We start from the raw sequence: 23696 nt of genomic DNA, 5'->3' as shown, positions 1-23696 counted from the left end.
GATTCTTACCCACATCTACAAATGGAGGTGAAGAGCGAGATGCGCGCCCTCAAGAAGCGTTTGCAAGGAGAGCCAGCCTTTCCAGATGGTTCGCCATCCAGGAGGGCCATCATGACGGCGCGAAAGACGAGCCACCCAGACGTGCGACTTCCGCCCAGAAGGTGCCCAGTGTCATGGTGGCAGGCGAGTGAGCAGAGCGCTGAGCCAACACCGCAAGCATCAGAGGCTCGATCACCTCAGAAGCTGGGCGTTGTGGCGCTTCACGAGCGTAGGCACGCACCTGCAACAAGCGCACGGCAAGTGGAGACAACACCCCCAACAAGCGCATCAGAGCGTCAACCGTTTGCAATTGCCGTTCCTCGATGCGACACCCGCTTTTGAGGCATTGGTGATACTCCTCGACCAGCCAGCGATGCCGATACCAGTCCACACGCTCCCATGCTTGTTCGAGCGTCGTGGTGGGAACCGAGGTCAACAAGACCCACTCCAACGGTTTTTCACCTTCGGGAGCGCGTTCTTCCCAGACGCGAATGACCCAGACGGTCAAGGGTTCGTTGCTCGCTTGCGGCTCATTGCGTGGGGGCAAGAGGGTCATTTGTCCGAAGGCAAGCTGAACCTGGGTCGAACGTGCTTTGTGTCCATGCTGAGCTAGCACCTCAAGCGGACGGCTCTGCTGACTTGGAAAGGCGCGGGCGCGATCCAGAGAATGCTTGATCTCTTCCTCGTCCGCTTCGGTGCGCCGATTCTGAGCCGCTCGCACCAGAAAGTGCGTCTGGTTCGCTTGGCATGCGAGGAAAAACGGGAACATATCCGCACCTCGATCCCCAACATGGACCCAAGTGCTTCCTGGCTCAGGCGCCCCAATGGCACCTACCTGGCGCATCCAGACATCGGTTTCACGCTCTTGCCGTTTGAGCCGTTGGTGGCGTTGTTCCCCTTTGGGGGCTCGAATGCGTACAAAGGGTTCTTGAGATATGCATCCAAGCACTTCCTTGGTAGGGGGACGTACGGCAAGCACCGTTTGCACGAAAAAACCACGCCCACGTTCATTGCCAATTTGCCCCGTCCCACTGATCTTGTAGCGATGCGACAGATCGATATCTGTGGTATCTTGTACCAGCAACATCACTGCAGAGGATGCAGCTTGTTCTCTCGTCTGTTGAACATGCGGCTGCATCAAGGCAGCAAAGGTCACATCTGGCTCGTTGAGCAAACGATACAAGGCTTTTGTCCCTTTCCAGTCGTGCATTTGAGCAGGCAGCGAACCCAGAGGATTCTCCGCCAGGTTGCTGGCAGCCTGGATGGTGCGTCTCGTTCGACGTCTATCGTGCAGTTGGACGTTCCCAAAGGTGTGCTCGGCCCAACTCTTGGCGTCTAATACTTCTTGCGTCTTCATCCTTGATTCTATCACTTCCTAAATGTGGGTAAGAATCAGGCCTTTAGGCGTGGGGTACTTCACAATATTATCTTCCGACCTGATCTGCTGCTCCCGGTTCTTTCTCCTTTTCTTGGCGGAAAGCAGGCACAGGAATAGTTGAGCAGCTGCACCTATCCCCTCGTGAGAAATAGAGGAGCCATCGGGCGAGGATTTTGACGCAAATCCTCGCCATTTGATTTGTACTGACCCCAAAACCTTGACACCTAGAATCTGCTCCCTTGACAACCCTTATTTTATTGATTAAAATAAGTAAAAATACCTCATGAATAAGCAAAAGGATGAAATAAGGGCTGGTTTCAAAGGAGGTAATTTTCATCCCCGGATTGCGCTGGTTAGCGGCATGAAACAATGAAGATATCTTGTTATTTGCGGAGAGATCAATGAAGCGGACACACAATCCAGTTGTACCAGATGTGCGACAGATCAGCCGCTCTACGATCCTTCGGCAAATCTATCTAGGTAAGTCGATGAGCCGCCAGAAGTTGAGTCAATATTCTGGTCTGAGCTCAGCGACGATCACCAATGTGGTTGTCGAATTGCTTCAGGAAGGGATCGTTATCGAGTCTGGTATAGAGGCATCACAAGGAGGACGACCTCGTTCCATTCTGACCATTAATCCGCAATACGGATATTTTATCGGCGTCGACATTGGTGAGACGCTCATCAGGGTTGAGCTCTTTGATTTAACATTGCACAAGCTAAGCTCCATAGCATATCCACAGGTTCTCGATGAGAATCGACCAGAACAGGCGGTGCAATTTATTTGCCAAGGAGCAGAAGCAGTATTGGCCGAAGTTGGGATCACACTGGAGAAAGTGCTTGGTATCGGGATTGGTGTTGGTGGCCTGGTCGAACGGGGTGAACAGATAGCGGCCTACGTGCCTAGTTGGGGATGGCAGAGTGTGCCGCTCGTCTCACTTCTCGAAAAATATTTTTCTATGCCCATCTACCTTGATAATGGGGCAAAAGCCATGGCACAGGCCGAGAGTTTATTTGGGGCCGGTCAATGGTCTGAGCATTTAGCTGTTTTACTGGTAGGGACGGGAATAGGGGCTGGCATTATCGCTGATGATTCCCTGTATCGCGGTGGCAGCAATAATGCTGGAGAATGGGGGCACACGACTATCGAGCTTAATGGGCGCTTGTGTCGCTGTGGTGGTTATGGCTGCCTTGAAGCCTATGCCGGCGCCCCAGGCATTATTGAGCGATTGAGAGAGGTGGCACCGCAGAGCTCATTGCTTCAGAGTAACGATCAGGAGCGCATTATTGCTGCCATCGTTGCGGCAGCTCGTAATGGAGATCGCGCAGCAATTGGCGTGCTCGAAGACACCGCGCACTATCTTGGTGCTGGTATCGCAAATCTCATTAACCTTTTCAACCCACAAGTCATTGTCCTGGGTGGATGGGTTGGATTGGAAATTGGCGAGTACATTCTCCCAGAATTGCACCGATTTGCCGAGCGTTATGCTCTCAAACGGTTGTTCTCAGCCACCAGGATTGAACTCAGCCGCCTGGGGCAAGATGCTGTGGCGATGGGAGCCGCAGCGTTTACCCTGGAGCAGTTTCTAGAGGTTGCTGGAAGGCACACTTCATCTTCCCTCAAATGAGGATATGGCTTCATCTGGAATCAACGCTGTACGCTTGAGAGCACTTATCGCCTCTCCAGCGTAGATATCCTGATGAATGTAGGCCCTTATGTCCGTATGTCTAGTTTTATTGGTGTACTACCCTGGAGGTGACTTCAAGCTTAGAGACAGAAACGAAGGAGCAGATATCGTGGGGTATTTTTCATAGATTACGCTGTTGTTTTCTTATTTGAATGTAGGAGGCATTGGACAATGCAGTTTTTCTCCTCTTCCCCTCGGACGCGCCATCTGGCGTCACAGTTCGCCATATTGGGCATCATACTCGCGCTCATAGGACCTCTCGCTGCCTGTGGCGGCAGCAATTCAAGCGATACCTCCACCGGCCCGGTGAACTTAACGTTCTGGTCATGGATCACTGGAGCCGATAAGGCGGTTGCTCTCTGGAATCAGACTCATCCCAATATTCATGTCAAATTCAGCAATGTGGGTTCAGGCCCGGTTGAATACGACAAGCTATTTACAGGCATCAAAGCGAATAACGAACCCGATGTTGCTCAGGTCGAGTTCCAGGTCATGCCCACGTTTGAGACGACGGGTGCGCTGGTTGACCTTGCCCCTTATGGAGCTGGAGCGCTGAAGGATAAGTTTGTACCCTGGACCTGGAAGCAGGATACCCTTGACAACGCTATTTATGGTATTCCTGGCGATACTGGTCCTCTGGCTCTGTACTATCGGGCCGACCTCTTCACAAAGTATCATATCCCGGTACCCACTACCTGGGCGCAATACGCTGAAGATGCGGCCAAATTGCATGCCGCCGCCCCCAGTACTTTCATCACTGACTTCCCTCCCAAGCAACCAGGATGGTTTACCGGGCTGGAGTGGCAGGCTGGTGCGCGCGTGTTCACCATCAATGGCCAGTCCTGGAAAGTATCCATTAACAATCCTCAGGCCCAGCAGGTCGCCTCTTACTGGCAAGATCTGATCAACAAAAAGCTCATCAAAACCGAGCCGGACTTTGCCGATGGCTGGTTCCACGACTTGCAGAGCGGGGCAGTTGCTACCTGGATTACCGCGCCCTGGGGAGCTGGTATCATTGAGCAAAATGCTCCCAAAACCGCTGGGGATTGGAGAGTTGCCCCCATCCCACAGTGGGAGGCCGGGCAGCAAGTTGATGGTAACTGGGGTGGTTCCTCCAATGTCGTATTCAAAAGTACGCAGCATCCCAAAGAGGCCGCCGAATTTGCTCAATGGTTCAATACCAATCAGGGAAGCATGGAGTTACAGATTAAGGGCAATGCGCTTTATCCAGCCTATCAGCCGCTCTTAGATTCATCTTTGCTGAGCGGTCCTCGCCCGTTCTTTGGGGACCAGAAGATCTTCGACCTCTTCAAGACTGCGAGTACACAGGTGGATGTCAGTTTCCAGTGGGGGCCAACGATGGAGAAGGTCTATAGCGATATGGGCGATAATTTTGCCAACGCGGTCAACGGTCAGGGGACATTGGGGCAGGGGCTGAATGCAGTCCAGCAGAGCACAATAAACGACATGAAAAAGCAGGGCTTTAGCGTCAGTTCGTAGTAAGGCGTATCTCTACGTCTTACCAGGCCAAATACGCGTTTCCAGGTGTGCCAATGTCTGAAAACGCGTCGACGGCCCCTGGGACGCTTGTTGGTTGTGTGTCGGTATCTCACAACCAACAAGCATAGCTACCTTCTTCATAAGCGTTTTTGCATCATATGGTAAGTACTGTTGATACTGCGCGTCATGAACACGGGTGCGTTCACAAGCGAAAACCTGCGCACTTTTCATGGATGTGATCTGAATGAGGAGAATATTGTATGGCTCTGGAAGTAGCCTCACCCCGTCCACGTCGCCAGCCACGCCAGACCTTGCGCCGTCGAACCCTGGCGCCCTATCTGTTTCTCTTGCCCTTCGGGTTACTCTTCATCCTGTTTTTTATTGCGCCACTCATCTATGCAATCTACCAGAGTATGTTTCAGTCCCACCGCAGTGGTCTGGGATTAGGTGCTGCTACAGTGAGTTTCAGTGGCTCGGCCAATTTTGCCGATGTCTTGCACGACCCTAATTTCGCTGCCTCAGTGGGTCGGGTGTTGCTCTATGGCATCGTGCAAGTGCCAGTTATGCTGGGTTTGGCTCTCATCCTGGCGCTGTTCCTGGATTCAGCGGTGGCACGTTTCAAGGCTTTCTTTCGGTTGGCCTTCTTTGTGCCCTATGCCATCCCGGGCATCATTGCGGCTCTGTTGTGGGGCTATCTCTATGACCCGGCTCTCAGTCCAATCGTCAAAGGGGTCCAGGCACTCGGCTTGCCGAGGCTGGATTTTTTGGGTGCAGGAACCGTCCTCTGGTCAATTGCCAATATTGCTACCTGGACGTATACGGGCTACAATATGCTCATCATTTTTGCCGCTCTCCAGGCTATTCCTTCTGAGATCTACGAGTCGGCTCGCATGGATGGTAGCTCGGGATGGCACGTTGCCTGGCATATCAAAATTCCATTGATCGTCCCCACCCTGATTTTGACTTGTATCTTCTCTATCATCGGGACACTCCAACTCTTCGGTGAACCCCAAGTACTCTCGGCGATCTCCAACAACATTTCGAGCTCATACACTCCTGTCTTGTATGCATACAATACCGCCTTTAACTACAACAACTACAACTATGCCGCTGCGCTGTCAGTTGTGTTGGCACTCGTTATCTGCGTCCTTTCCTTCGGCTTCTTACGTATTACCCAGCGCCAATCAGGAGTATAAGGATATGAGCCAAAGCATTTCCGATAATATGAGCCAAAGCATCTCTTTAGAGCCGATGCCTCTCGCTCAAAAAACAGTGGCCACCAAGCAGCGGCGCCCCAGTCAGTTCAACTTGAATAACATTGGAGTTATGACCTTTTTGATCGCCTTTGCCGTCTACTTTCTGATACCCTTTTTCTGGTTGGTGATCTCCTCGACGAAAAGCCAGGCCGATTTGTTCGGTACATTTGGCTTCTGGTTCTCGCCTGACTTCCATCTGTTTGCCAATTTACAGCAACTCTTTACCTTTAACGGTGGAATCTATGCACGCTGGCTGCTTAATACCCTCCTCTATGCAGGCGTGGGAGCTGTAGTTGGGACATTTATCGCGAGTATGGCTGGCTACGCCCTGGCCAAATATACCTTCCGTGGGCGTAACCTGACCTTCTCTATTATCCTGGGGGCGATCCTGGTGCCAGCAACGACCCTGGCTCTGCCGCTCTACCTGTTAATGAGTAGTGTGGGGCTGACCAATACGTACTGGTCGGTACTCTTGCCCAGTCTTGTTAGCCCTTTCGGGGTGTATCTCTCTCGTATCTATGCGGCGTCGGCTGTGCCCGATGAACTTCTGGAGGCTGCCCGCATGGATGGAGCAAACGAGTTCACAACCTTTCTGATCGCGCTTAATTTGATGACCCCGGCGCTGGTAACGATCTTACTTTTCCAATTTGTGGCTATCTGGAATAACTACTTCCTGCCGTTGGTGATGCTCAATGATTCCAATCTCTTCCCAATTACAGTGGGCTTACAGACTTGGAATGTGACCGCCACGAACGCTAGCGCTGGCCAGACAATTTATAACCTGATCATAACAGGATCATTGCTTTCCTCAATTCCGCTGCTGATTGGTTGTATTATCCTGCAGCGCTTCTGGCGTGGGGGACTGGGAACGGGAAGCATTAAAGGCTAATGACCTTTCCTGGTAGTGTTACAACACTACCCTTGATGATACCAACTGGTTCACAAGTAATGGCACTGTTAATCAACAATGATCGGAGGTGAGTAGTCAAACGAATCAGGATGAAGCCTCAACGCTACAGGTGATGGCTGCTACTTTTCAGTCTTTAAATCATGGGGATTCTAGTTTATTTAATGTCATTCATGGAGGAATGCATAATGAGAGTTTCCCGGCGGCGTTTTCTGGCCGGTTCTGTCGCCATGGCAGGCGCGCTGAGCATGTTGCCCGAGGCCATAGGCCAACATACCATATACGCGGCCTCTGCCCCCATTGGCCAGACGATCTGGCTCCAGGCGACCAACAACAACAACTTTGTCAGCGCTCGCAACGATCAGACCAATATCCCCCTGCAAGCCACCTCAACCCAGGTCCAGGCCTGGGAAGAGTTTGATGTGATCGATGCTGGCAATGGGCTGATCGCCTTGCGATCCCATGCCAACAACAATTATGTCAGCGCCCGCATCAGTCAGACGAATGTGCCCCTGCAAGCCACCGCGACTCAGGTCCAAGGGTGGGAGCAGTTCAACTGGCTGCCGCAAAGCAATGGGACCGTCGCCTTGCAGTCGGCGGCCAATAACAACTATGTCAGTGCTCGTACCGACCAGACCAATACCCCTCTGGATGCCACAGCGACTCAGGTCCAGGCCTGGGAACAGTTCAACTGGGGACTGGCTACTCCTCCCATTGGCAAAACCATCTGGCTGCAGGCAACAAACAATAACAATTATGTCAGTGCCCACAACGATCAGACCAATACTCCTCTACAGGCCACCGCGACCCAGGTCCAGGGCTGGGAGCAGTTTGATGTGGTCGATGCAGGTAATGGGCTAATCGCCTTGCTCTCCCACGCCAACAACAATTATGTCAGCGCCCGCATCAGTCAGACGAATGCTCCCCTGCAGGCCACCGCGACCCAGGTCCAGGGCTGGGAGCAGTTCAACTGGGTCCTGCAAAACAATGGGACCGTCGCCTTGCAATCGGCAGCCAATAACAACTATGTGAGCGCGCGCACCGACCAGACCAATACGCCTCTGGATGCCACCTCAACCCAGGCCCAGGCCTGGGAACAATTCCGCTGGGGGCAGGTCGGTGGATCTGGTGGGTCGCCGAACTTTGGTCCCAACGTGTACATCTTTGATCCCACGATGTCTAGTTCAACGATTCAAAACACCTTGACTTCGGTCTTCAATCAGCAGCAAAGCAATCAATTTGGTTCGAATCGCTATGCCTTCCTCTTCAAGCCAGGCACCTACAACGTGGATGTCGACCTTGGCTTCTACACCCAGGTACTGGGTCTGGGCTATCTGCCCGGCAATGTGACGATCAATGGCGCGGTTCACGTCGCCGCTGACTGGATGCCGGATCACAATGCCACCTGTAACTTCTGGCGCGCAGCCGAGAACATGACCGTGATTCCTCCCACTGGCACCAACATCTGGGCGGTGTCTCAAGCCGCACCTTTCCGACGCATGAATGTGCAGGGGAATATGAAACTGGATGATGGTGGATGGTCCAGCGGCGGCTTCCTGGCCGACACCAACGTCAGCGGTCAGGTTAACTCGGGTACGCAGCAGCAGTGGCTCTCCAGAAACGATCAGCTGGGAAGCTGGACCGGTTACAACTGGAACATGGTCTTCGTGGGGGTCAACGGTGCACCGGGACAAAGCTTCCCCAATCAGCCCAACACTGGGGTCCCGCCCTACACCGTGGTCAGCCAGGTGCCCGTGATCCGAGAAAAGCCGTTCCTGTATATTGACCAGTCTGGCAACTACCAGGTCTTTGTACCTGCCCTCAGGACGAACTCACAGGGCACGAGTTGGGGTAGTGGGTCGCCTGCTGGCACCTCCATCCCCCTCAGCCAGTTCTATATTGCCCAGCCAAGCGATACCGCGACGGCCCTCAATAACGCGCTCTCACAGGGGTTAAACCTGCTCTTCACGCCCGGCATCTACTCCCTCAACGGCACGATTAATGTGACGCGCGCGAACACGGTAGTGCTTGGCCTGGGCCTGGCCACGCTGGTTCCGCAAAATGGGGTCATCCCCATGACGGTCGCCGATGTCGATGGCGTCACCATCGCTGGATTGCTCTTCGATGCAGGCCCAGTCAACTCGCCGGTCCTGCTCCAGGTTGGCCCAAGTGGACCTTCGCAGAGTCACGCGGCCAATCCGACACTGCTCAGTGATGTCTTCTTCAGGATCGGTGGCACCGCGACAGCCGGGCTGGCCACTCAGAGCCTGGTGATCAACAGCAACGATGTCATTCTCGACGACCTCTGGATCTGGCGCGCGGACCACGGCATCAACAACAACGCCACGGTTGGCTGGACCATCAATCCCGCCGCCAATGGCCTGATTGTTAATGGCAACAACGTGACCGCGTATGGCCTGTTCGTCGAGCATTACCAGCAGTACCAGGTCATCTGGAACGGCAACGGCGGCCGGACCTACTTCTTCCAGAACGAACTGCCCTATGATCCCCCCACGCAGTCAGCCTGGATGAACGGCAGCACCAACGGCTACGCGGCCTACAAGGTGGCGAACTCAGTCACCAGTCACGAAGCCTGGGGATTGGGCAGCTACTGCTACTTTAACGTCAATCCCAGCGTGGTCGAGGATCATTCCTTTGAGGTCCCCAACACGCCAGGAGTCAAGTTCCACGATATGGTGACCGTCTCTCTGGGAGGAAAGGGCACAATCGCCCACATCATCAACACTACTGGTGGTCCATCAAACTCCAGCAATAGCGTCGCTGACCTGGTCAGTTATCCCTAGTGCCTAACCACGCGACCTGTTTGGGAAAGAGTGCCCAGGGGGCGTCCCCCTGGGCGGGGTTGAAGGAACATCTCATTTCTCTCTTTTCCTGAACGGTTGAGTGGCGCAATGCACTAGCCTGATTCACACTTGCTGAACGTCACTCCTCGGGGCTGTTTGATTTCTGGAGTGACATTAGCAGTCCTGAGGAAACGGGCATGCCGTTTACCTGGTAATAGGGAGCCAGTCGCTGTCGGCTGCTTCCCTCGCGCCGAAATTCCTTGAGAGTATGCATGGAGTGAGCAATCGCTCTCTCAACCTGAATGTCGTGTTTTGTCATAGTATTCATGGAGGAATCGCTATGCGCAAATTTCCCCGTACCCTCGCTCTCTTCTTTTCCTGTGTTATGGTGCTAAGTGGTATCGTGGCGGCGACAACTATTTTCTCTAAAGGCATGCCCCGGGCCTACGCGGCTTCGGCCTTGCCCAGCAGTTACTTTGCCCCCTATGCCGAGACCGGTGTAGGCGCGTCCTTGCAATCAGTGACCCAGAGTACCGGGCAGAAATACTACACGCTGGCTTTTATTACCGCTAGTGGGTGTAGTCCTGTCTGGGATGGATATGTCCCAATCAATAATACTTCGTCAGATTTGCCAACGTTGACCAGCGATATCTCCTACATTCGCAGTCAGGGCGGCGATGTGATTATTTCGTTTGGAGGAGCGGCAGGCCAGGAACTGGCACAGGCCTGTACCAGTGCTAGTAGTTTGCAGGCTCAGTACCAGGCGGTGATTAACCAGTACAGCGCGTCACACCTGGATTTCGATATTGAAGGTGGGGAAGAAGGAGACGCGACCACCTATACGCGCCGCAACACAGCCCTGGCGGCGTTGCAGCAGGCCAATCCGAGCTTGACCATCTCCTTTACCCTGCCTTCGGGCACCACCGGTCTGGAACCGGCCCCTGCTGGCCATACAGGAAGTCTGGATCTGCTCAAGGACGCGATATCCAAGGGAGTCAATTTTAGCGTGGTCAACCTGATGACGATGGATTATGGGAGCCCTGACAGTCAGATGGGCCAGGAGGCGATCAACGCGGCCAACGGCCTGCATGCCCAGTTACAGCAAATGTTCCCCTCAAAGACCTCCAGCCAGCTGTGGTCGATGGTTGGGATCACCGCGATGATTGGTCAGAACGACACTCCGGGCGAGATCTTTACACAGAGCAATGCGTCCCAGGTGTTGTCTTTCGCGCAGGCAAACAATATTGGAGAACTCGCATTCTGGGCAGTCTCACGAGATAATGGTTCTTGCCCTGGTCGTACTACTCCTACTTTGGATACCTGCGATGGCCTCTCACAGAGCAACTACGCATTTACCAATCTCTGGAAACCCTTCACCAGCGGCAGTTCTTCGCCAACTCCTACTCCAACTGGCACCCCACCCAGCATCATTGGCCAGACGATCTGGCTGCAGGCGACCAACAACAACAACTTTGTCAGTGCCCACAATGATCAGACCAATACCCCCCTGCAGGCCACCTCAACCCAGGTCCAGGCCTGGGAAGAGTTTGACGTGGTTGATGCTGGCAATGGGCTGATCGCCTTGCGATCCCACGCCAACAACAATTATGTCAGCGCCCGCATCAGTCAGACGAATGTGCCCCTGCAAGCCACCGCGACCCAGGTCCAGGGTTGGGAACAGTTCCGTTGGTTGCCGCAGAGCAACGGGACTGTTGCCTTACAATCGGCGGCTAATAACAACTATGTCAGTGCTCGTACCGACCAGACCAATACCCCCCTGGATGCCACAGCGACTCAGGTCCAGGCCTGGGAACAGTTCAACTGGGGACTGGCTACTCCTCCCATTGGCAAAACCATCTGGCTGCAGGCAACAAACAATAACAATTATGTCAGTGCCCACAACGATCAGACCAATACTCCTCTACAGGCCACCGCGACCCAGGTCCAGGGCTGGGAGCAGTTTGATGTGGTCGATGCAGGTAATGGGCTAATTGCCTTGCTCTCACATGCCAATAACAATTATGTCAGCGCCCGCATCAGTCAGACGAATGCCCCCCTGCAGGCCACCGCGACCCAGGTCCAGGGTTGGGAGCAGTTCAACTGGGTCCTGCAAAACAATGGGACCGTTGCCTTGCAGTCGGTGGCCAATAACAACTATGTCAGTGCTCGCACCGACCAGACCAATACGCCTCTGGATGCCACGGCAACCCAGGCCCAGGCCTGGGAACAATTCCGCTGGGGGCAGGTCGGCTGACCCGGGACACCGGCACGTAGTTTATAGCCAGGTTGGTAAGAATGTCGTGTTGCAGTTTAAACCTACAGTTATTGTGACAAATGGCACCTTGACCCTGAGCTTTACTGCCTCGATGAATAACGCTATCATTGGAACTGTAAGGCATTGGCTGGAACCGGCAGAGCCTGGATAGCTCGACGTGCAAAGCCCCTTTTGCACGAGCCGTCGTCGGACCCGCTCCCACCGATCGCGGCAAACAGGGAACCAAGCGTACTTATATGCATGCTGCTAAAGATGAGAGAAGCCTTTGTTGTTGGCTAGCAAAGGCTTCTGCTCTCTATCCACGAGCTAACGGAAGGCGACATCGCGATTGCGTTCGCGCGGAAGTTGATACCAGACATCGTCACATACTTCTCGCATCTGTTCATCGAGTACCAGATCAACCGCCGGGAGGGTCTGGTCGAGTTGCTCTGGTTTGCTCGCGCCCACGATGGCTGAGGTAATTGCAGGTTGAGCCAGGACCCAGGCCAGCGCGAGTTGCGCCACCGAGAGATTTCGTTCCTGACAAAACTTCTTGAGTCGTTCCACTGCTTGCATCTGCGCATCTTGCCAGTAGCGGGCTTGATAGAGCTTCCCAGCATTGTTGATCGTGAAACGTGTCCCCTCGCTCGGTTGTTGCCCTGGTTGATAGCGCCCCGTCAGGACTCCTCCAGCCAGAGGATTGTAACTGATTACTCCTATTCCCTGGTCAAGCGCAAGGGGGAATAGCTCTGCTTCGATATGGCGGAATAAGAGGTTATAACGTGGTTGCACGCAGTCAAAGCGAGCCAGGCCCCATTTGTCGCTGGTCCAAAGCGCCTTGGTCAACAGCCAAGCTGGATAATTGGAGCAGCCAATATAGAGCACTTTGCCGCTGTGAACCAGATCATCTAGAGCGCGCAATGTTTCATCAAGGGGTGTTTCCGGATCAGGAAAATGCATCTGGTACAGGTCGATGTAGTCCGTTTGCAAGCGACGCAAACTCGCCTCTACGGCCTGAACAATGTGCTTGCGCGATCCGCCTTGCTCATTTGGCCCCTGGCCCATCTTGCCAAAAAACTTGGTCGCCAGGACAATCTGTTCTCTGCGACCTTTGAGCCAGCGTCCGATATATTCCTCGGTGCGCCCAACTGTTTCCAGGGACGCTCCCAGCGGGTACGCATCGGCAGTATCGAAGAACGTCACTCCTGTATCAAAGGCTTTTTGCATAATGGCACGCGAGGTTAGCTCGTCGCACTGGTTGCCAAAGGTCATGGTACCCAGGCAAATTTCAGAGACACGCAGTCCCGTGCGGCCCATGCGCTTGGTTTTCATAATCGAATTCCTCCTTTTTCCTCCCATGATGAGAGATGGGATCCTGGCATTTCTCTACCCATTCCCACCTCTAAGGGTTCGTTGGGGCGATGTGGCCTTATTGTACTTCTTTCGTTTGGGAGAGAGCAAACAATCGACGAATAATTTCGCTTCCCCATGGTTCCATAGCTCGTACCACCCACCGCATGACGGACCTCCGATCTGGCGGAAAGCGCGTGTGCCTGCGAATTCTGGTGCGCAGGTACAGGTATCTGGGTGGGCAAATGGTCCGCGAAGAGGGGCTTTTTGTAGGGGAACGACTCGCAAAAGTAGACCAAACCCTCCCGCAGAATCCCGGGAATTACCATTTTTCTCTAGGTGCTTCTTCTATGGATCAGCTGTATCAGGTGGAGCGCGATTGGAGGAGTCCCGCGATGAGCAGCTCGACCATGCGGCGGGCATCGTAGCGCGGGTCGTTGTCGGCGCCAACGCAGAGGTTGCCGATGCCACGCATTAGTTCGTAGGCATCAATATCGGCACTGATCTCGCCGGCTTCAGCGGCGGCGTCGAGCAACTGAGCGCAAACGGGCACGAGGCGGTCAAGGAAGTAGGCATGCAGCGCGTCGAAGCCGGCGCTGCCGGGTTGCAGGACCGCGGCAAGCCCATGCTTCGTGACCAGGAAATCAACGAAGAGATTGACCCACTGACCGAGTGCCGCGTGCGGCGAGCCACCATTCGCCAGCAGGACCGGACCAGCCTCGGCGCAGGCCTCGACCTGATGGCGGTACACGGCAACAACGAGATCCGCTCGCGTCGGGAAGTGGCGGTAAATCGTCCCCATCCCGACGCCAGCCGCAGCCGCGATGTCACGCACCGGCGCCTCGACACCGGATGTAACGAACACGGCGGCGGCGGCGGCGAGCAACGCCTGCTCGTTGCGCTGCGCGTCGGCCCGCTTCTGCCGGGCTGGTTTATGCCGGGCTGGTTGCTCCGCTCCCTCATCGATGGTAGTCATCGCTTCATTCCCTCCCTCAAACAATCGCTTGACAAACGGAACAGTGTTCCGTATAATAGTATCGGAGCGCTGCTCCGATACTATTATACCATGGAGGAATACGATCTATGAACGAATCAGACATGGCGATGACGGACGTGGCCATGAGTGCGCACATGACCGGACCGCGTTTCGGGATCATGACGGCCCCATCGCAGGTCAGCTATCGCGACGTTTTGCGGGTCTGGCGAGAGGCGGACACGATCCCGGAGATCGAGCATGCGTGGCTGTTCGATCACCTCATGCCGATCTTCGGCGACCCGAACGGACCGACCTTCGAAGGCTGGACACTGCTCTCAGCCCTCGCCGCACAAACCGAACGACTACGCCTCGGGTTGCTCGTGACCAGCAACCGCTTCCGACCGCCCGCGATGCTGGCCAAGATCGCTGCGACCGTCGACGTCGTCTCCGGTGGGCGACTCGACTTTGGCATCGGCGCAGGCTCACGACCAAGCCACCCTGTGGCCCGGCGTGAGTACGAGGCACACGGCCTGCCCTTCCACGACTCCGCCCACGCGGTCGGGAGCCTCGCCGAAGCGTGCACGGCCATCCGGCGGTTGTGGACCGAGGCCGAACCGTTCGACTTCGACGGCACCTACCTCCGCCTCACCGGAGCGTTCTGCAACCCCAAACCCACCCAGCGACCTCATCCGCCGATACTGATCGGCGGACGCTCTACCGCGACGCTGCGCGTGGTCGCCGAGCATGCCGACCTGTGGAACTTCCCCGGCGACGACATTGATGACGCCGTCCGCAGAGGCGCTCTACTGGACCGCTTCTGCGCCGAGATCGGTCGCGACCCCGCATCGATCACCCGATCCATCGTCCTGCCGGTCTCCTACGACCACCCCAGCAACACCCGGAACTCGATCACTGAAGCCATTGACGCCGGCTTCCAGCACATCGTCCTAATCTTGCCCGCCCCATATCCCGAAAACGTCGCACGATGGGTCACCAACGAGCTCATCAACAAGTCGGCCTAGGTCCCGGATGAGTGGTGTTTCTGGGGAGTGAGCGTGCCACAACGCCGAGATGCGCGGGAGGCAATCTACGAACCGCCAGACCACCCCCTCTGGCCGTTGGCACTTGTGACGACTCCCCACGGCTACAAGCCCTGATTCTTACCCACATTTAGGAAGTGATAGAATCAAGGATGAAGACGCAAGAAGTATTAGACGCCAAGAGTTGGGCCGAGCACACCTTTGGGAACGTCCAACTGCACGATAGACGTCGAACGAGACGCACCATCCAGGCTGCCAGCAACCTGGCGGAGAATCCTCTGGGTTCGCTGCCTGCTCAAATGCACGACTGGAAAGGGACAAAAGCCTTGTATCGTTTGCTCAACGAGCCAGATGTGACCTTTGCTGCCTTGATGCAGCCGCATGTTCAACAGACGAGAGAACAAGCTGCATCCTCTGCAGTGATGTTGCTGGTACAAGATACCACAGATATCGATCTGTCGCATCGCTACAAGATCAGTGGGACGGGGCAAATTGGCAATGAACGTGGGCGTGGTTTTTTCGTGCAAACGGTGCTTGCCGTACGTCCCCCTACCAAGGAAGTGCTTGGATGCATATCTCAAGAACCCTTTGTACGCATTCGAGCCCCCAAAGGGGAACAACGCCACCAACGGCTCAAACGGCAAGAGCGTGAAACCGATGTCTGGATGCGCCAGGTAGGTGCCATTGGGGCGCCTGAGCCAGGAAGCACTTGGGTCCATGTTGGGGATCGAGGTGCGGATATGTTCCCGTTTTTCCTCGCATGCCAAGCGAACCAGACGCACTTTCTGGTGCGAGCGGCTCAGAATCGGCGCACCGAAGCGGACGAGGAAGAGATCAAGCATTCTCTGGATCGCGCCCGCGCCTTTCCAAGTCAGCAGAGCCGTCCGCTTGAGGTGCTAGCTCAGCATGGACACAAAGCACGTTCGACCCAGGTTCAGCTTGCCTTCGGACAAATGACCCTCTTGCCCCCACGCAATGAGCCGCAAGCGAGCAACGAACCCTTGACCGTCTGGGTCATTCGCGTCTGGGAAGAACGCGCTCCCGAAGGTGAAAAACCGTTGGAGTGGGTCTTGTTGACCTCGGTTCCCACCACGACGCTCGAACAAGCATGGGAGCGTGTGGACTGGTATCGGCATCGCTGGCTGGTCGAGGAGTATCACCAATGCCTCAAAAGCGGGTGTCGCATCGAGGAACGGCAATTGCAAACGGTTGACGCTCTGATGCGCTTGTTGGGGGTGTTGTCTCCACTTGCCGTGCGCTTGTTGCAGGTGCGTGCCTACGCTCGTGAAGCGCCACAACGCCCAGCTTCTGAGGTGATCGAGCCTCTGATGCTTGCGGTGTTGGCTCAGCGCTCTGCTCACTCGCCTGCCACCATGACACTGGGCACCTTCTGGGCGGAAGTCGCACGTCTGGGTGGCTCGTCTTTCGCGCCGTCATGATAGCCCTCCTGGATGGCGAACCATCTGGAAAGGCTGGCTCTCCTTGCAAACGCTTCTTGAGGGCGCGCATCTCGCTCTTCACCTCCATTTGTAGATGTGGGTAAGAATCAGGGCTGAAGCCAGGGGCTTTCAGACGCGGTTATGGGTAAGGGACGAAGGCGGCGGCAAGCAACGCCTGCTCATTGCGCTGCGCGCATGAAGCGCATCCTCGACCAGCTTGACCTTATCGAGGCTTCCGTTCCGGAGGTCAGCGGGCGCCTGGACCGAAGCCGGATCGCCGCGGCCGGGCATTCATTGGGCGGATATACGACAGCTATGCTGTTGGGCGCGCGGCTTACCGATCCCAAAGACGGAACGGAAGTGGATATGGCCGATTCCCGGATCAAAGCGGGTGTGCTGCTTGCCGCGCCTGGTAGGGGCGATGCTGATCCCAGCGCGTTTGCGGCAGAGCACTATTCATTCTTCTTGCACTACAGCTTTGCTGAGATGACGACGCCAGCTCTCGTAACGCTCGGCCTGCTCAACCTGATTCTCGGCGCTGGCAAACTCTTCAAAATGCGTAGGGCTGGCGTTCCTGACCAGGAATATCGCGGCTGTAGCCGGCCGCCAGGTTATCCACAATCTCCGGTGTCAGTGTGGGCGCTGTATACTTGAGGCCCAGCGGTTGGATAATGTGCTGATGGACATACTCTTCGTATGTTACTCCAGATACGGCCCGGACCAGTTCGCCGAACAGCGTATAGCCCAGAACGGAACGCAAGAAAAGCAGCAAGCGCTCGGTCTCTTCCATACTCAGATTGACGGCCTCAACTCGTTCTTTTTCCCGAACGAGCCAGGCACCAAGAGGCTTGAGCCAGGATCGCAACTCGGTTTCACAAAGACACACCACCTCTGGAGGAAGTTCTACGCGGTAGATCTCCCGGCGTGTGATCAGTTGGTGCATCGGCGCGTAGCGTTGAGCGAAGGCATTCGCATCGTGCTCACTAGTGGGTCAGCTAGCAATGAAGTTGGTTTGCCCCTAAAAGGATGAGATCCACGACCTGTTCGGATAACATTTCATCAACCGGTTCATTGACGACAAACAAGCGCATATACATGATGCCACTGAGGGTTTCTAAGAGGAATTGGCAATCTACCTGTGGCGATAACTCCCCACGTGCGATGGCACGGTCAAAGAGGATCTGAAGGTGAGCACGTCGCTGACGCCAGTGCTCCTGCCGGAGAGCACAGAGTTCAGGCAAGTGAAGCGTCGCAACTGCTGTTTGAAAAATGGCCTGCCCTCCCCTCGATTGCAGAAAGAGCCGGAGAGACCGCAACACTGCAACAAGATCCGAGCGCAGCGCTCCAGTGTCAGGAACAGGAATATCCTGTGCTACCCGATGATTAACTGCGTCAAGGACCAGTTGTTCTTTCATTTTCCAACGACGGTAGAGGGAGGTTTCGTGGACACCAGCACGCTCGGCAATGGAGGCCATGCTGAGCCCTTCATATCCCCTTTCCTCTAAAAGCTGGAAGGTCGCTTCAAACACAGCAGCCTGCACGCGAGCGCTCCGACCACCCGGTCGGCGGCGCACCGCATCCCTCCCATTGCCTGTCGGTATGGCAAGTGTCTCGTGATGGCGAGGTGTATTCATACCATCAGTATACCTTGTGTCGCCTGATAACGCAAGAATCCTTGCATTACGAAGGTGTTCCGGCTATACTTAATGCAGTCTTTCCTGCGTTTAGGGAAGCGCATCTGTTGACTGCTGAGTCACAAACGAAAGGAACAGCCGATGTCTTCTCACTCTTCTGATCCCTCTACACCCGACCGCGGACGCCTCCCTCATCATCGCGAGGTGCCGTTTCAGTCTCCCGATCCCTCGACTCCTTCTGGAGAGAACATCCTTCGCCGCCTGCGCGAGGAACTGTTTCTCTGGCTCATCACCGTTGATGCGACTGGGACGCCGCACACCCTCCCGCTCGGATTTCTATGGGATGAGGCGCAATCCAGCTTTCTGATCTACGGTGCATTAGAGGAGGATCGTGATGATCGGCTGATGCACATCCAGCGGAATCCCAAGGTGGGCCTGCATTTTAATCTCGACCTGGGTGGCGCAGACTCCTTTATCCTGACTGGTGAGGCAAAGGTCAGTTTGGAGGACCCCCCATCCGATCAGGTTCCTGCCTGGGTAGCAAAATACCAAACGTTTTTCTCACAGATGGGATTGACCATCCAGCAAGCGGCAGTGGTTGTTCCGGTGGCCTTGCGCGTGCGTCCCCTGACCATGATGGTTTCCTCCTAGACCACCGAAAGCGGCAATGAGCCCTGGATGCCCTGCCTTTTCCAGGGCTCGCAGGGATGATCAACGAGAGCATGGCACGAAGGCTCGCCTTTCCTGGAGAAATGATGATCTCAAACCATACATCATCCATCATGGGTTGAGAGATTGTGGGAAGAGTCTATGCTCTTCCTTCATTGCCCCTCATAAGGTCGGACAAAAGGCTCGCAACAGGTGTTGGCGATTCTACCTGTTGTGCGGTCGTTTTGAAGAGATCAATATCCTTCAGCGGGATCTTATTCTGCCCGAAAGGCGCGGCTTTGGTGTTCTCGACAATCCTCTTGCCATGCCTCTGATAGATGGGAGCGGGGAATAACGTGGGTGCCGTCGTCAGCATATCGAGTACTGCTTTTGGATCGACTCCATTGTTCTCGGCCATCGAGAGGGCTTCTCTCAGAGAGTGTCCTGCTGAAACAATCAGGAAGTTGCCCACGAGTTTGACAAGCGTTGCTGCGCCGACCTCTTCGCCAAAATCAACGATGCCCTGTCCCCCCATCGCCTTGAGAAGTGGTCGGACGCGTTCTTTGGCTATTTGTGGACCTGCAAAAGGAATCCAGAGCTGTTGGGCGACAGCGGCTTCAGATCCTCCAAAGATGGGAGCCTCAACATAGACACTGCCATGTTGTGCATGCATTGCCGCAAGCTTCTTTGCCATTTCAGGCGAGATCGTGCTCATCGCAAGATGGATACCACCTGGTCCCAATTGCTCTAAAAAACCATCACTCGTGACGATGCTTTCCACAGACGCATCACCCCACAAAATGGTCACAACAATTCCTCCACTCGTCACAGCGTCAACTGGTCGGCTCACCTGTTGCGCGCCCTCTCGAACCAGAGGTTCCGCTTTGCTCGCCGTGCGATTGTACACCCGGAGAGCATACCCGGCATTGAGTAGATTGCTCGCCAGTGGCAGACCCAGATTGCCGAGTCCAATAAATCCAATCGTTTCACTCATATTTCTCAATCCTCCTGAATGAGTTAACTTCCTAAACATGACGTTAACGTCATGTTTAGGGTAAAAAAAGCCTGGTTAATGTTCTCTTTCCTCAAGCCAGCGCTCGAAGCGTTCGATATTGGCCTGTAAGTCAGCACGAAATTGCTGGAACGCACCGATCTTCCGGTCTGCATCGGCCAGATGCTGGCGCAGGATGGCGAGGACCTTCTGTTTTGGTTGTATTCCACCAGGGTCAGTGAAATAGAGGTCGATAACGTCACGTATTTCATCCAGGCTGAGTCCAAGCTTCTTTAGCTGGTCAATTTTGCGCAGGCGGGCAAGCGTCTGCTCGGTGTAATAGTGCTGACCGTGGCCTTCACGCTCACCTGGAGGGATCAGTCCAATGCTCTCGTAATAGCGAACAGTGCGCGCAGTTACCTCTGCTCGTTCCGTCAAATCACCTATGCGCATGCGGTCATTCATAGCTCACCCTCTCAAATGTTACGTTAACGTCATGTTGAGAGAATATCATCTGAGTGAGGCATTGTCAATGGCCTTCAGATACATATTCAAGGAGCAAAAGAACAGCGAGACTGAAAAAGGTGAGGCAAAGAGGAGAAGAGGATGGCGAGAAAAGGTGTTGAACCTTCGTCTTCCAGGCGCAAGGCCCGGCGCCCTACTGGTAAATGACATCCGAAGTGAGCAGGTTTTGCCCTCCGACGTTAGCACTTGCCCCCCATATGAGCACTGGCACAAAACTACTTGGGCAAACCGCTTCACATCTAGGGTATCAGCAAAAAGAGTGTAAATAGGCCCTCGAGTATGAATGGACCGGATGACAACGCTAAGCGCTTAGCGTTGTCATCCGGTCCATTCATACTCGAGGGCCGTTACTTGCCAGCTTCTTTGCGGGGGTAGGGAGTGCGCGATGGAGCGAGAAGCCGCTGCTCGAGATGATGACGAACGTCCAAGATCGAGGTGGGAACTGGTGCGGGCCGGGCTTGGGGAGCCCGGGGCCTGAGCGGAAGGAGCCTTTCTCGGCGGAGGGGGTTGGCGGCGCAGGCGCGGACTGTGTGGAAGGGATGGGCTCGTCGCACGTCCGAGAGTCCTGGGCCTGCACCGAACTGGGGGTGCTCCAGCGCTGTGGTTTCAGGCGCCACTGGGGGATTGTCCATTCGCATTTCTCCAGCGGTGGGGTTATTGGGCGCCGTCCGAGCCACCAGCGTCGTGGAGATCGAGCGCTGCTCGGATCTGGCTGAGCCACTCTGCGCCCAGTTGGCGCCCGTTCGGGAGTTGGTCGTCTCGATCCCAGCGCCACGTTGCGACCATCGCGAGTACGAGGATCCGACAATCGCGAAGCAGGTCTTGATTGGCTGCCGGGTAGTACTCACTGACTTCTTGGGGCGCATGCGCGATGTCGAACTCGACAGGCCCGCGGCAGCATGTCTCGAGGTCTACAAAGAGCAGCCCTCTCTTCGTCCTGAGCAAGTTGCCCGGATGCGGCTCGCCGTGCAGCAACTGCTCGCCGGCGCCACGCCTTTCGACGGCGCGCCTCAGGTTTCGCAAAGTCTTGCTGAGAAGCTCCCGCTCTGTGTCAGGAAGCTCCGGAGTGTGGGCGCGGTTGCCAACCAGCGACTGCGCCTCTTCGATTCGATCCGTGAAGTGCGGCGCAGTCACATCAATCTGCCGCATGCCGGCATGCAGCCGCTCCAAAACCTGCGCATACTCGGATGGTGCGATGTCATGAGACGGCACAGGCTCGTAGTATTTCCACAGCGTGACCGCGAAGCCGCCACGCACGTAGACGCGCGGCTCCACGCGAGGCTCAGGCTCAGCTACCGGACTATCGGTTTGGGCGAGCCGCCGAGCGACCTCAACCTCGAACTTGGCGCCCGCCTGATGCGCTACATAGGCTACCCGAGCAAGAACGTCACAAGGCAGTAGGCGCACAGCGATGCGATTGGAGTCGTGAACAACAACTGCGTCATCGACCCTCAGGCCAAGCGCTGATGCCGTGGACATACCCGCCGCCACCGCACGCGGAACTTCTGATGTCTTCATCGTTGCCCTCCGTTACCGCTAGTGACGAGTGGTGCACAGCTCTGGTTATGAAGGAGCATTCCAATCCATAAAGTGAGGACAGTCATAAAAAGAATGTCACTGATGAACGAGATAGTGTTTCCTAACCACAATACTGTGTAGCTGCGATTAATGAGAATAAAGCGCTGGCGGAAAAGTGCCAGACACTTTTGACAATGATGAAGCATATCAATCCTTTCGCGCACGCAAATGGTAGAGGTGATTCAGGTCTGAATACCTGTGTGCGGCCATGAGCATCCCTGCCGATCTCTCGATGAGGTACGCCATTTACACGTTTGAGAAACAGTATACCTGATGGGGAGCGGTTTGCCCAAGTAGTTTTGTGCCAGTGCTCATATGGGAGGGCAAGTGCTAATGTCGGAGGGCAAAACCTGCTCACTTCGGATGTCATTTACCACCTACCTCTGAGCTACGTATGCAGATGTATAATTGGCATATACTGTATATATACGCTTTGTGCTAGTAGTTTAGACGGCCAGATCAGCTAACTTGAGAGGAGATCGACCCAAGAGCGTGTTGAGCATCATGCCAGCGCTATGAGCAGTGACTTTGACCGCAATGCGCGTGAACAGTCCCCAGACGCTCTTGGCATAATGCTTGGAGAGGTGAAACTGCTCTTGCAATTGGGCATTGACCGTTTCGCAGATCAAGCGCAAGCGATTGAGTGCCTTTTGAGCCGTCGCAGAGCGCTTGGCAGGCTGATTTGCTTTGACGGGAGCGAACAAGAGCAACGAGCGAGTGTGCTCAAGGGTACTTTGGAGTGCTTGATCATTGTAAGCCCCATCACCAATCAGCCGCTTGAGGTGATGAGCCACCGAATCGAGCAACTCCACTACGGGCTGATTGTCATAGTGACTGGCTGGAGTCAGCAAGAAGCCAAGAATAACGCCTGAGAGACCAACAAGGCTATGGAGCTTGCATCCAAAGTACTTCATCGCCTTGCTGCTACAGACTCCATAGTCGGCATGACCGGCAAAATCGCTTGCCTTCTTACTGCGTTTGTAGCTGATACAGGGGACAGGAGCCGAGTCAATGGCGGCGGTCTCCTCCATCTGCTGGGCCTCTTGCACCAGGCACAAGCCTGCTCGTATGGTCAAGATCACGGCCCACAGCGATCGCTTGCGGCGGTTGTAGCGGCTGCGTTCATTGAGTCCAGGAAAGAAGGGCCGCAAATGCTCGTGGTGCAAGCGAAAGAAGTGATCTTCTCTCGGCTCTCCAATGAGCTCCTGATACAAGGCGATGGTGACCACCTCGCTATCTGAAAGCTGGGGGGCGGGTCCTGGTCGCTCTAAGGCGTCTTGGATCACGGCAGACCCTTTCATTAGGTCGTCAACTATGATAAAAAGTGTGGTGAGAACGGTCGCTTTGTCAAGCATTGCTGTACGCTCCTTGTTTGTTGATTGGCTTTACAAACAGAAGCGTACTTCCGTTCTCCTTTTTTGTCATCCACTAGCACAAAGCGTATATGAAAAGGGGGATTATTATGTTTGAGCGATGCCAGAAAAAACACGACTTTTTGCAACGTGAGCTAAACACCATAGAAGCTGCACTCAAACAGGCAGGTACCCAACCAGACGAAGAATCCTATATGCGTTGCCTGCAACAGGCGCTCATGCATCTCCTCACAATGCGATCTACTCTAGAATACTTCGTAACCGATGTACGAGCGGAATTAGCAGAATTAGAGGAGAAGACCCTTTAACGACCGAT

The 23696-nt window shown here is 54.9% G+C and carries 21 protein-coding genes and 2 pseudogenes; 13 read left to right on the top strand and 10 right to left on the bottom strand.

Annotated elements, in window-relative coordinates; translation table 11 throughout:
- Positions 1-109 precede the first annotated feature (109 nt).
- Positions 110-1396: an IS4 family transposase gene (locus KTE_RS37020; protein WP_236600853.1), complete on the bottom strand. Its 1287-nt coding sequence runs from the start codon at positions 1394-1396 to the stop codon at positions 110-112.
- Between the two features lie 422 nt (positions 1397-1818).
- Between KTE_RS37020 and KTE_RS37015 the strand changes: the two genes are divergently transcribed.
- The 5 genes from KTE_RS37015 to KTE_RS36995 all read left to right on the top strand — a co-directional run bounded on the left by KTE_RS37015 (position 1819) and on the right by KTE_RS36995 (position 9572).
- Complete coding sequence (locus tag KTE_RS37015; protein WP_201390679.1) at positions 1819-3045, top strand: ROK family protein; 1227 nt, start codon at positions 1819-1821, stop codon at positions 3043-3045.
- Between the two features lie 231 nt (positions 3046-3276).
- Positions 3277-4605 carry an ABC transporter substrate-binding protein gene (locus KTE_RS37010; protein ID WP_201390677.1) on the top strand — a complete coding sequence of 443 codons (1329 nt, stop codon included), beginning with the start codon at positions 3277-3279 and terminating at the stop codon, positions 4603-4605.
- 260 nt (positions 4606-4865) lie between these two features.
- A complete protein-coding gene (locus tag KTE_RS37005) occupies positions 4866-5801 on the top strand; it encodes a carbohydrate ABC transporter permease (protein ID WP_201390675.1) in 936 nt (311 codons plus the stop codon).
- 4 nt (positions 5802-5805) lie between these two features.
- Complete coding sequence (locus KTE_RS37000) at positions 5806-6750, top strand: carbohydrate ABC transporter permease (protein WP_201390673.1); 945 nt, start codon at positions 5806-5808, stop codon at positions 6748-6750.
- Positions 6751-6956: 206 nt separating this feature from the next.
- Positions 6957-9572 (top strand): hypothetical protein, encoded by a 2616-nt coding sequence (locus KTE_RS36995; protein WP_201390671.1) that lies wholly within the window; start codon positions 6957-6959, stop codon positions 9570-9572.
- Between the two features lie 139 nt (positions 9573-9711).
- On the opposite strand, the gene KTE_RS36990 is transcribed toward KTE_RS36995, so the two are convergent.
- Entirely contained in the window at positions 9712-9900 is a 189-nt protein-coding gene (locus KTE_RS36990; RefSeq protein ID WP_201390670.1) for a hypothetical protein, read from the bottom strand.
- A 12-nt stretch (positions 9901-9912) separates the two neighbouring features.
- On the opposite strand from KTE_RS36990, the gene KTE_RS48245 reads away from it, so the two are divergent.
- Together KTE_RS48245 and KTE_RS50100 are read left to right on the top strand one after the other, a co-directional pair.
- Positions 9913-11826, top strand: a complete 1914-nt coding sequence (locus KTE_RS48245) for a hypothetical protein (RefSeq protein WP_236600855.1) — start codon at positions 9913-9915, stop codon at positions 11824-11826.
- 143 nt (positions 11827-11969) lie between these two features.
- Positions 11970-12077 (top strand): annotated as a pseudogene (locus KTE_RS50100) (IS5/IS1182 family transposase); the annotation flags it as partial.
- Positions 12078-12153: 76 nt separating this feature from the next.
- On the opposite strand, the gene KTE_RS36980 reads toward KTE_RS50100, so the two are convergent.
- Complete coding sequence (locus KTE_RS36980; protein WP_201390668.1) at positions 12154-13158, bottom strand: aldo/keto reductase; 1005 nt, start codon at positions 13156-13158, stop codon at positions 12154-12156.
- Between the two features lie 382 nt (positions 13159-13540).
- A complete protein-coding gene (locus KTE_RS36975) occupies positions 13541-14152 on the bottom strand; it encodes a TetR/AcrR family transcriptional regulator (RefSeq protein WP_201390666.1) in 612 nt (203 codons plus the stop codon).
- A 143-nt stretch (positions 14153-14295) separates the two neighbouring features.
- Here KTE_RS36975 and KTE_RS36970 point away from each other — a divergent pair, with 143 nt between their 5' ends.
- From KTE_RS36970 to KTE_RS50095, 3 genes and pseudogenes are all read left to right on the top strand, one after another.
- A complete protein-coding gene (locus KTE_RS36970; protein WP_374226861.1) occupies positions 14296-15174 on the top strand; it encodes an LLM class flavin-dependent oxidoreductase in 879 nt (292 codons plus the stop codon).
- A gap of 170 nt (positions 15175-15344) precedes the next feature.
- The gene (locus KTE_RS36965) at positions 15345-16631 is read left to right on the top strand and encodes an IS4 family transposase (RefSeq protein WP_236600853.1); all 1287 of its coding nucleotides are present in this window, start codon (positions 15345-15347) and stop codon (positions 16629-16631) included.
- Positions 16632-16826: 195 nt separating this feature from the next.
- Positions 16827-17147, top strand: a pseudogene (locus KTE_RS50095) (alpha/beta hydrolase family protein); the annotation flags it as partial.
- Positions 17148-17181: 34 nt separating this feature from the next.
- Here KTE_RS50095 and KTE_RS36955 read toward each other — a convergent pair.
- Entirely contained in the window at positions 17182-17574 is a 393-nt protein-coding gene (locus KTE_RS36955; RefSeq protein WP_201390662.1) for a serine hydrolase, read from the bottom strand.
- Positions 17575-17626: 52 nt separating this feature from the next.
- The gene (locus KTE_RS36950) at positions 17627-18265 is read right to left on the bottom strand and encodes a TetR/AcrR family transcriptional regulator (RefSeq protein ID WP_201390660.1); all 639 of its coding nucleotides are present in this window, start codon (positions 18263-18265) and stop codon (positions 17627-17629) included.
- A 141-nt stretch (positions 18266-18406) separates the two neighbouring features.
- Here KTE_RS36950 and KTE_RS36945 point away from each other — a divergent pair, with 141 nt between their 5' ends.
- Complete coding sequence (locus KTE_RS36945; RefSeq protein ID WP_201390658.1) at positions 18407-18916, top strand: pyridoxamine 5'-phosphate oxidase family protein; 510 nt, start codon at positions 18407-18409, stop codon at positions 18914-18916.
- 157 nt (positions 18917-19073) lie between these two features.
- Here the strand turns inward: KTE_RS36945 and KTE_RS36940 are convergent, their stop codons facing one another.
- A complete protein-coding gene (locus KTE_RS36940) occupies positions 19074-19907 on the bottom strand; it encodes an NAD(P)-dependent oxidoreductase (RefSeq protein ID WP_201390656.1) in 834 nt (277 codons plus the stop codon).
- 75 nt (positions 19908-19982) lie between these two features.
- Positions 19983-20369 (bottom strand): MerR family transcriptional regulator, encoded by a 387-nt coding sequence (locus KTE_RS36935; protein ID WP_201380007.1) that lies wholly within the window; start codon positions 20367-20369, stop codon positions 19983-19985.
- Positions 20370-20839: 470 nt separating this feature from the next.
- On the opposite strand from KTE_RS36935, the gene KTE_RS36930 reads away from it, so the two are divergent.
- On the top strand, positions 20840-21145 hold the full coding sequence (locus KTE_RS36930) for a hypothetical protein (RefSeq protein WP_201390654.1): 306 nt from the start codon (positions 20840-20842) through the stop codon (positions 21143-21145).
- On the opposite strand, the gene KTE_RS36925 is transcribed toward KTE_RS36930, so the two are convergent.
- Both KTE_RS36925 and KTE_RS36920 read right to left on the bottom strand, forming a co-directional pair.
- Positions 21084-21947 (bottom strand): phosphotransferase family protein, encoded by an 864-nt coding sequence (locus KTE_RS36925; protein ID WP_201390652.1) that lies wholly within the window; start codon positions 21945-21947, stop codon positions 21084-21086. The genes KTE_RS36930 and KTE_RS36925 overlap by 62 nt on opposite strands.
- 506 nt (positions 21948-22453) lie before the next feature.
- Positions 22454-23362: an IS982 family transposase gene (locus tag KTE_RS36920; RefSeq protein ID WP_201390650.1), complete on the bottom strand. Its 909-nt coding sequence runs from the start codon at positions 23360-23362 to the stop codon at positions 22454-22456.
- A gap of 107 nt (positions 23363-23469) precedes the next feature.
- Between KTE_RS36920 and KTE_RS36915 the strand changes: the two genes are divergently transcribed.
- Complete coding sequence (locus KTE_RS36915) at positions 23470-23688, top strand: hypothetical protein (protein ID WP_201390648.1); 219 nt, start codon at positions 23470-23472, stop codon at positions 23686-23688.
- The last annotated feature ends 8 nt before the right edge of the window (positions 23689-23696 follow it).

Origin of the sequence: Ktedonobacter sp. SOSP1-85 (genome assembly GCF_016587415.1) — a bacterium.
Classification (GTDB): domain Bacteria; phylum Chloroflexota; class Ktedonobacteria; order Ktedonobacterales; family Ktedonobacteraceae; genus Ktedonobacter.
The sequence above is the reverse complement of the archived record's forward strand: the minus strand, read 5'-3'. Positions and strand labels throughout refer to the sequence as shown.

Excerpts from the sequence above, each read along its gene's own strand:
- KTE_RS37020 (WP_236600853.1), bottom strand. The coding sequence starts at position 1,396 with ATGAAGACGCAAGAAGTATTAGACGCCAAGAGTTGGGCCGAGCACACC.
- KTE_RS37015 (WP_201390679.1), top strand. The coding sequence starts at position 1,819 with ATGAAGCGGACACACAATCCAGTTGTACCAGATGTGCGACAGATCAGC.
- KTE_RS37010 (WP_201390677.1), top strand. The coding sequence starts at position 3,277 with ATGCAGTTTTTCTCCTCTTCCCCTCGGACGCGCCATCTGGCGTCACAG.
- KTE_RS37005 (WP_201390675.1), top strand. The coding sequence starts at position 4,866 with ATGGCTCTGGAAGTAGCCTCACCCCGTCCACGTCGCCAGCCACGCCAG.
- KTE_RS37000 (WP_201390673.1), top strand. The coding sequence starts at position 5,806 with ATGAGCCAAAGCATTTCCGATAATATGAGCCAAAGCATCTCTTTAGAG.
- KTE_RS36995 (WP_201390671.1), top strand. The coding sequence starts at position 6,957 with ATGAGAGTTTCCCGGCGGCGTTTTCTGGCCGGTTCTGTCGCCATGGCA.
- KTE_RS36990 (WP_201390670.1), bottom strand. The coding sequence starts at position 9,900 with ATGAATACTATGACAAAACACGACATTCAGGTTGAGAGAGCGATTGCT.
- KTE_RS48245 (WP_236600855.1), top strand. The coding sequence starts at position 9,913 with ATGCGCAAATTTCCCCGTACCCTCGCTCTCTTCTTTTCCTGTGTTATG.
- KTE_RS36980 (WP_201390668.1), bottom strand. The coding sequence starts at position 13,158 with ATGAAAACCAAGCGCATGGGCCGCACGGGACTGCGTGTCTCTGAAATT.
- KTE_RS36975 (WP_201390666.1), bottom strand. The coding sequence starts at position 14,152 with ATGACTACCATCGATGAGGGAGCGGAGCAACCAGCCCGGCATAAACCA.
- KTE_RS36970 (WP_374226861.1), top strand. The coding sequence starts at position 14,296 with ATGAGTGCGCACATGACCGGACCGCGTTTCGGGATCATGACGGCCCCA.
- KTE_RS36965 (WP_236600853.1), top strand. The coding sequence starts at position 15,345 with ATGAAGACGCAAGAAGTATTAGACGCCAAGAGTTGGGCCGAGCACACC.
- KTE_RS36955 (WP_201390662.1), bottom strand. The coding sequence starts at position 17,574 with ATGCACCAACTGATCACACGCCGGGAGATCTACCGCGTAGAACTTCCT.
- KTE_RS36950 (WP_201390660.1), bottom strand. The coding sequence starts at position 18,265 with ATGAATACACCTCGCCATCACGAGACACTTGCCATACCGACAGGCAAT.
- KTE_RS36945 (WP_201390658.1), top strand. The coding sequence starts at position 18,407 with ATGTCTTCTCACTCTTCTGATCCCTCTACACCCGACCGCGGACGCCTC.
- KTE_RS36940 (WP_201390656.1), bottom strand. The coding sequence starts at position 19,907 with ATGAGTGAAACGATTGGATTTATTGGACTCGGCAATCTGGGTCTGCCA.
- KTE_RS36935 (WP_201380007.1), bottom strand. The coding sequence starts at position 20,369 with ATGAATGACCGCATGCGCATAGGTGATTTGACGGAACGAGCAGAGGTA.
- KTE_RS36930 (WP_201390654.1), top strand. The coding sequence starts at position 20,840 with ATGATGACGAACGTCCAAGATCGAGGTGGGAACTGGTGCGGGCCGGGC.
- KTE_RS36925 (WP_201390652.1), bottom strand. The coding sequence starts at position 21,947 with ATGAAGACATCAGAAGTTCCGCGTGCGGTGGCGGCGGGTATGTCCACG.
- KTE_RS36920 (WP_201390650.1), bottom strand. The coding sequence starts at position 23,362 with ATGCTTGACAAAGCGACCGTTCTCACCACACTTTTTATCATAGTTGAC.
- KTE_RS36915 (WP_201390648.1), top strand. The coding sequence starts at position 23,470 with ATGTTTGAGCGATGCCAGAAAAAACACGACTTTTTGCAACGTGAGCTA.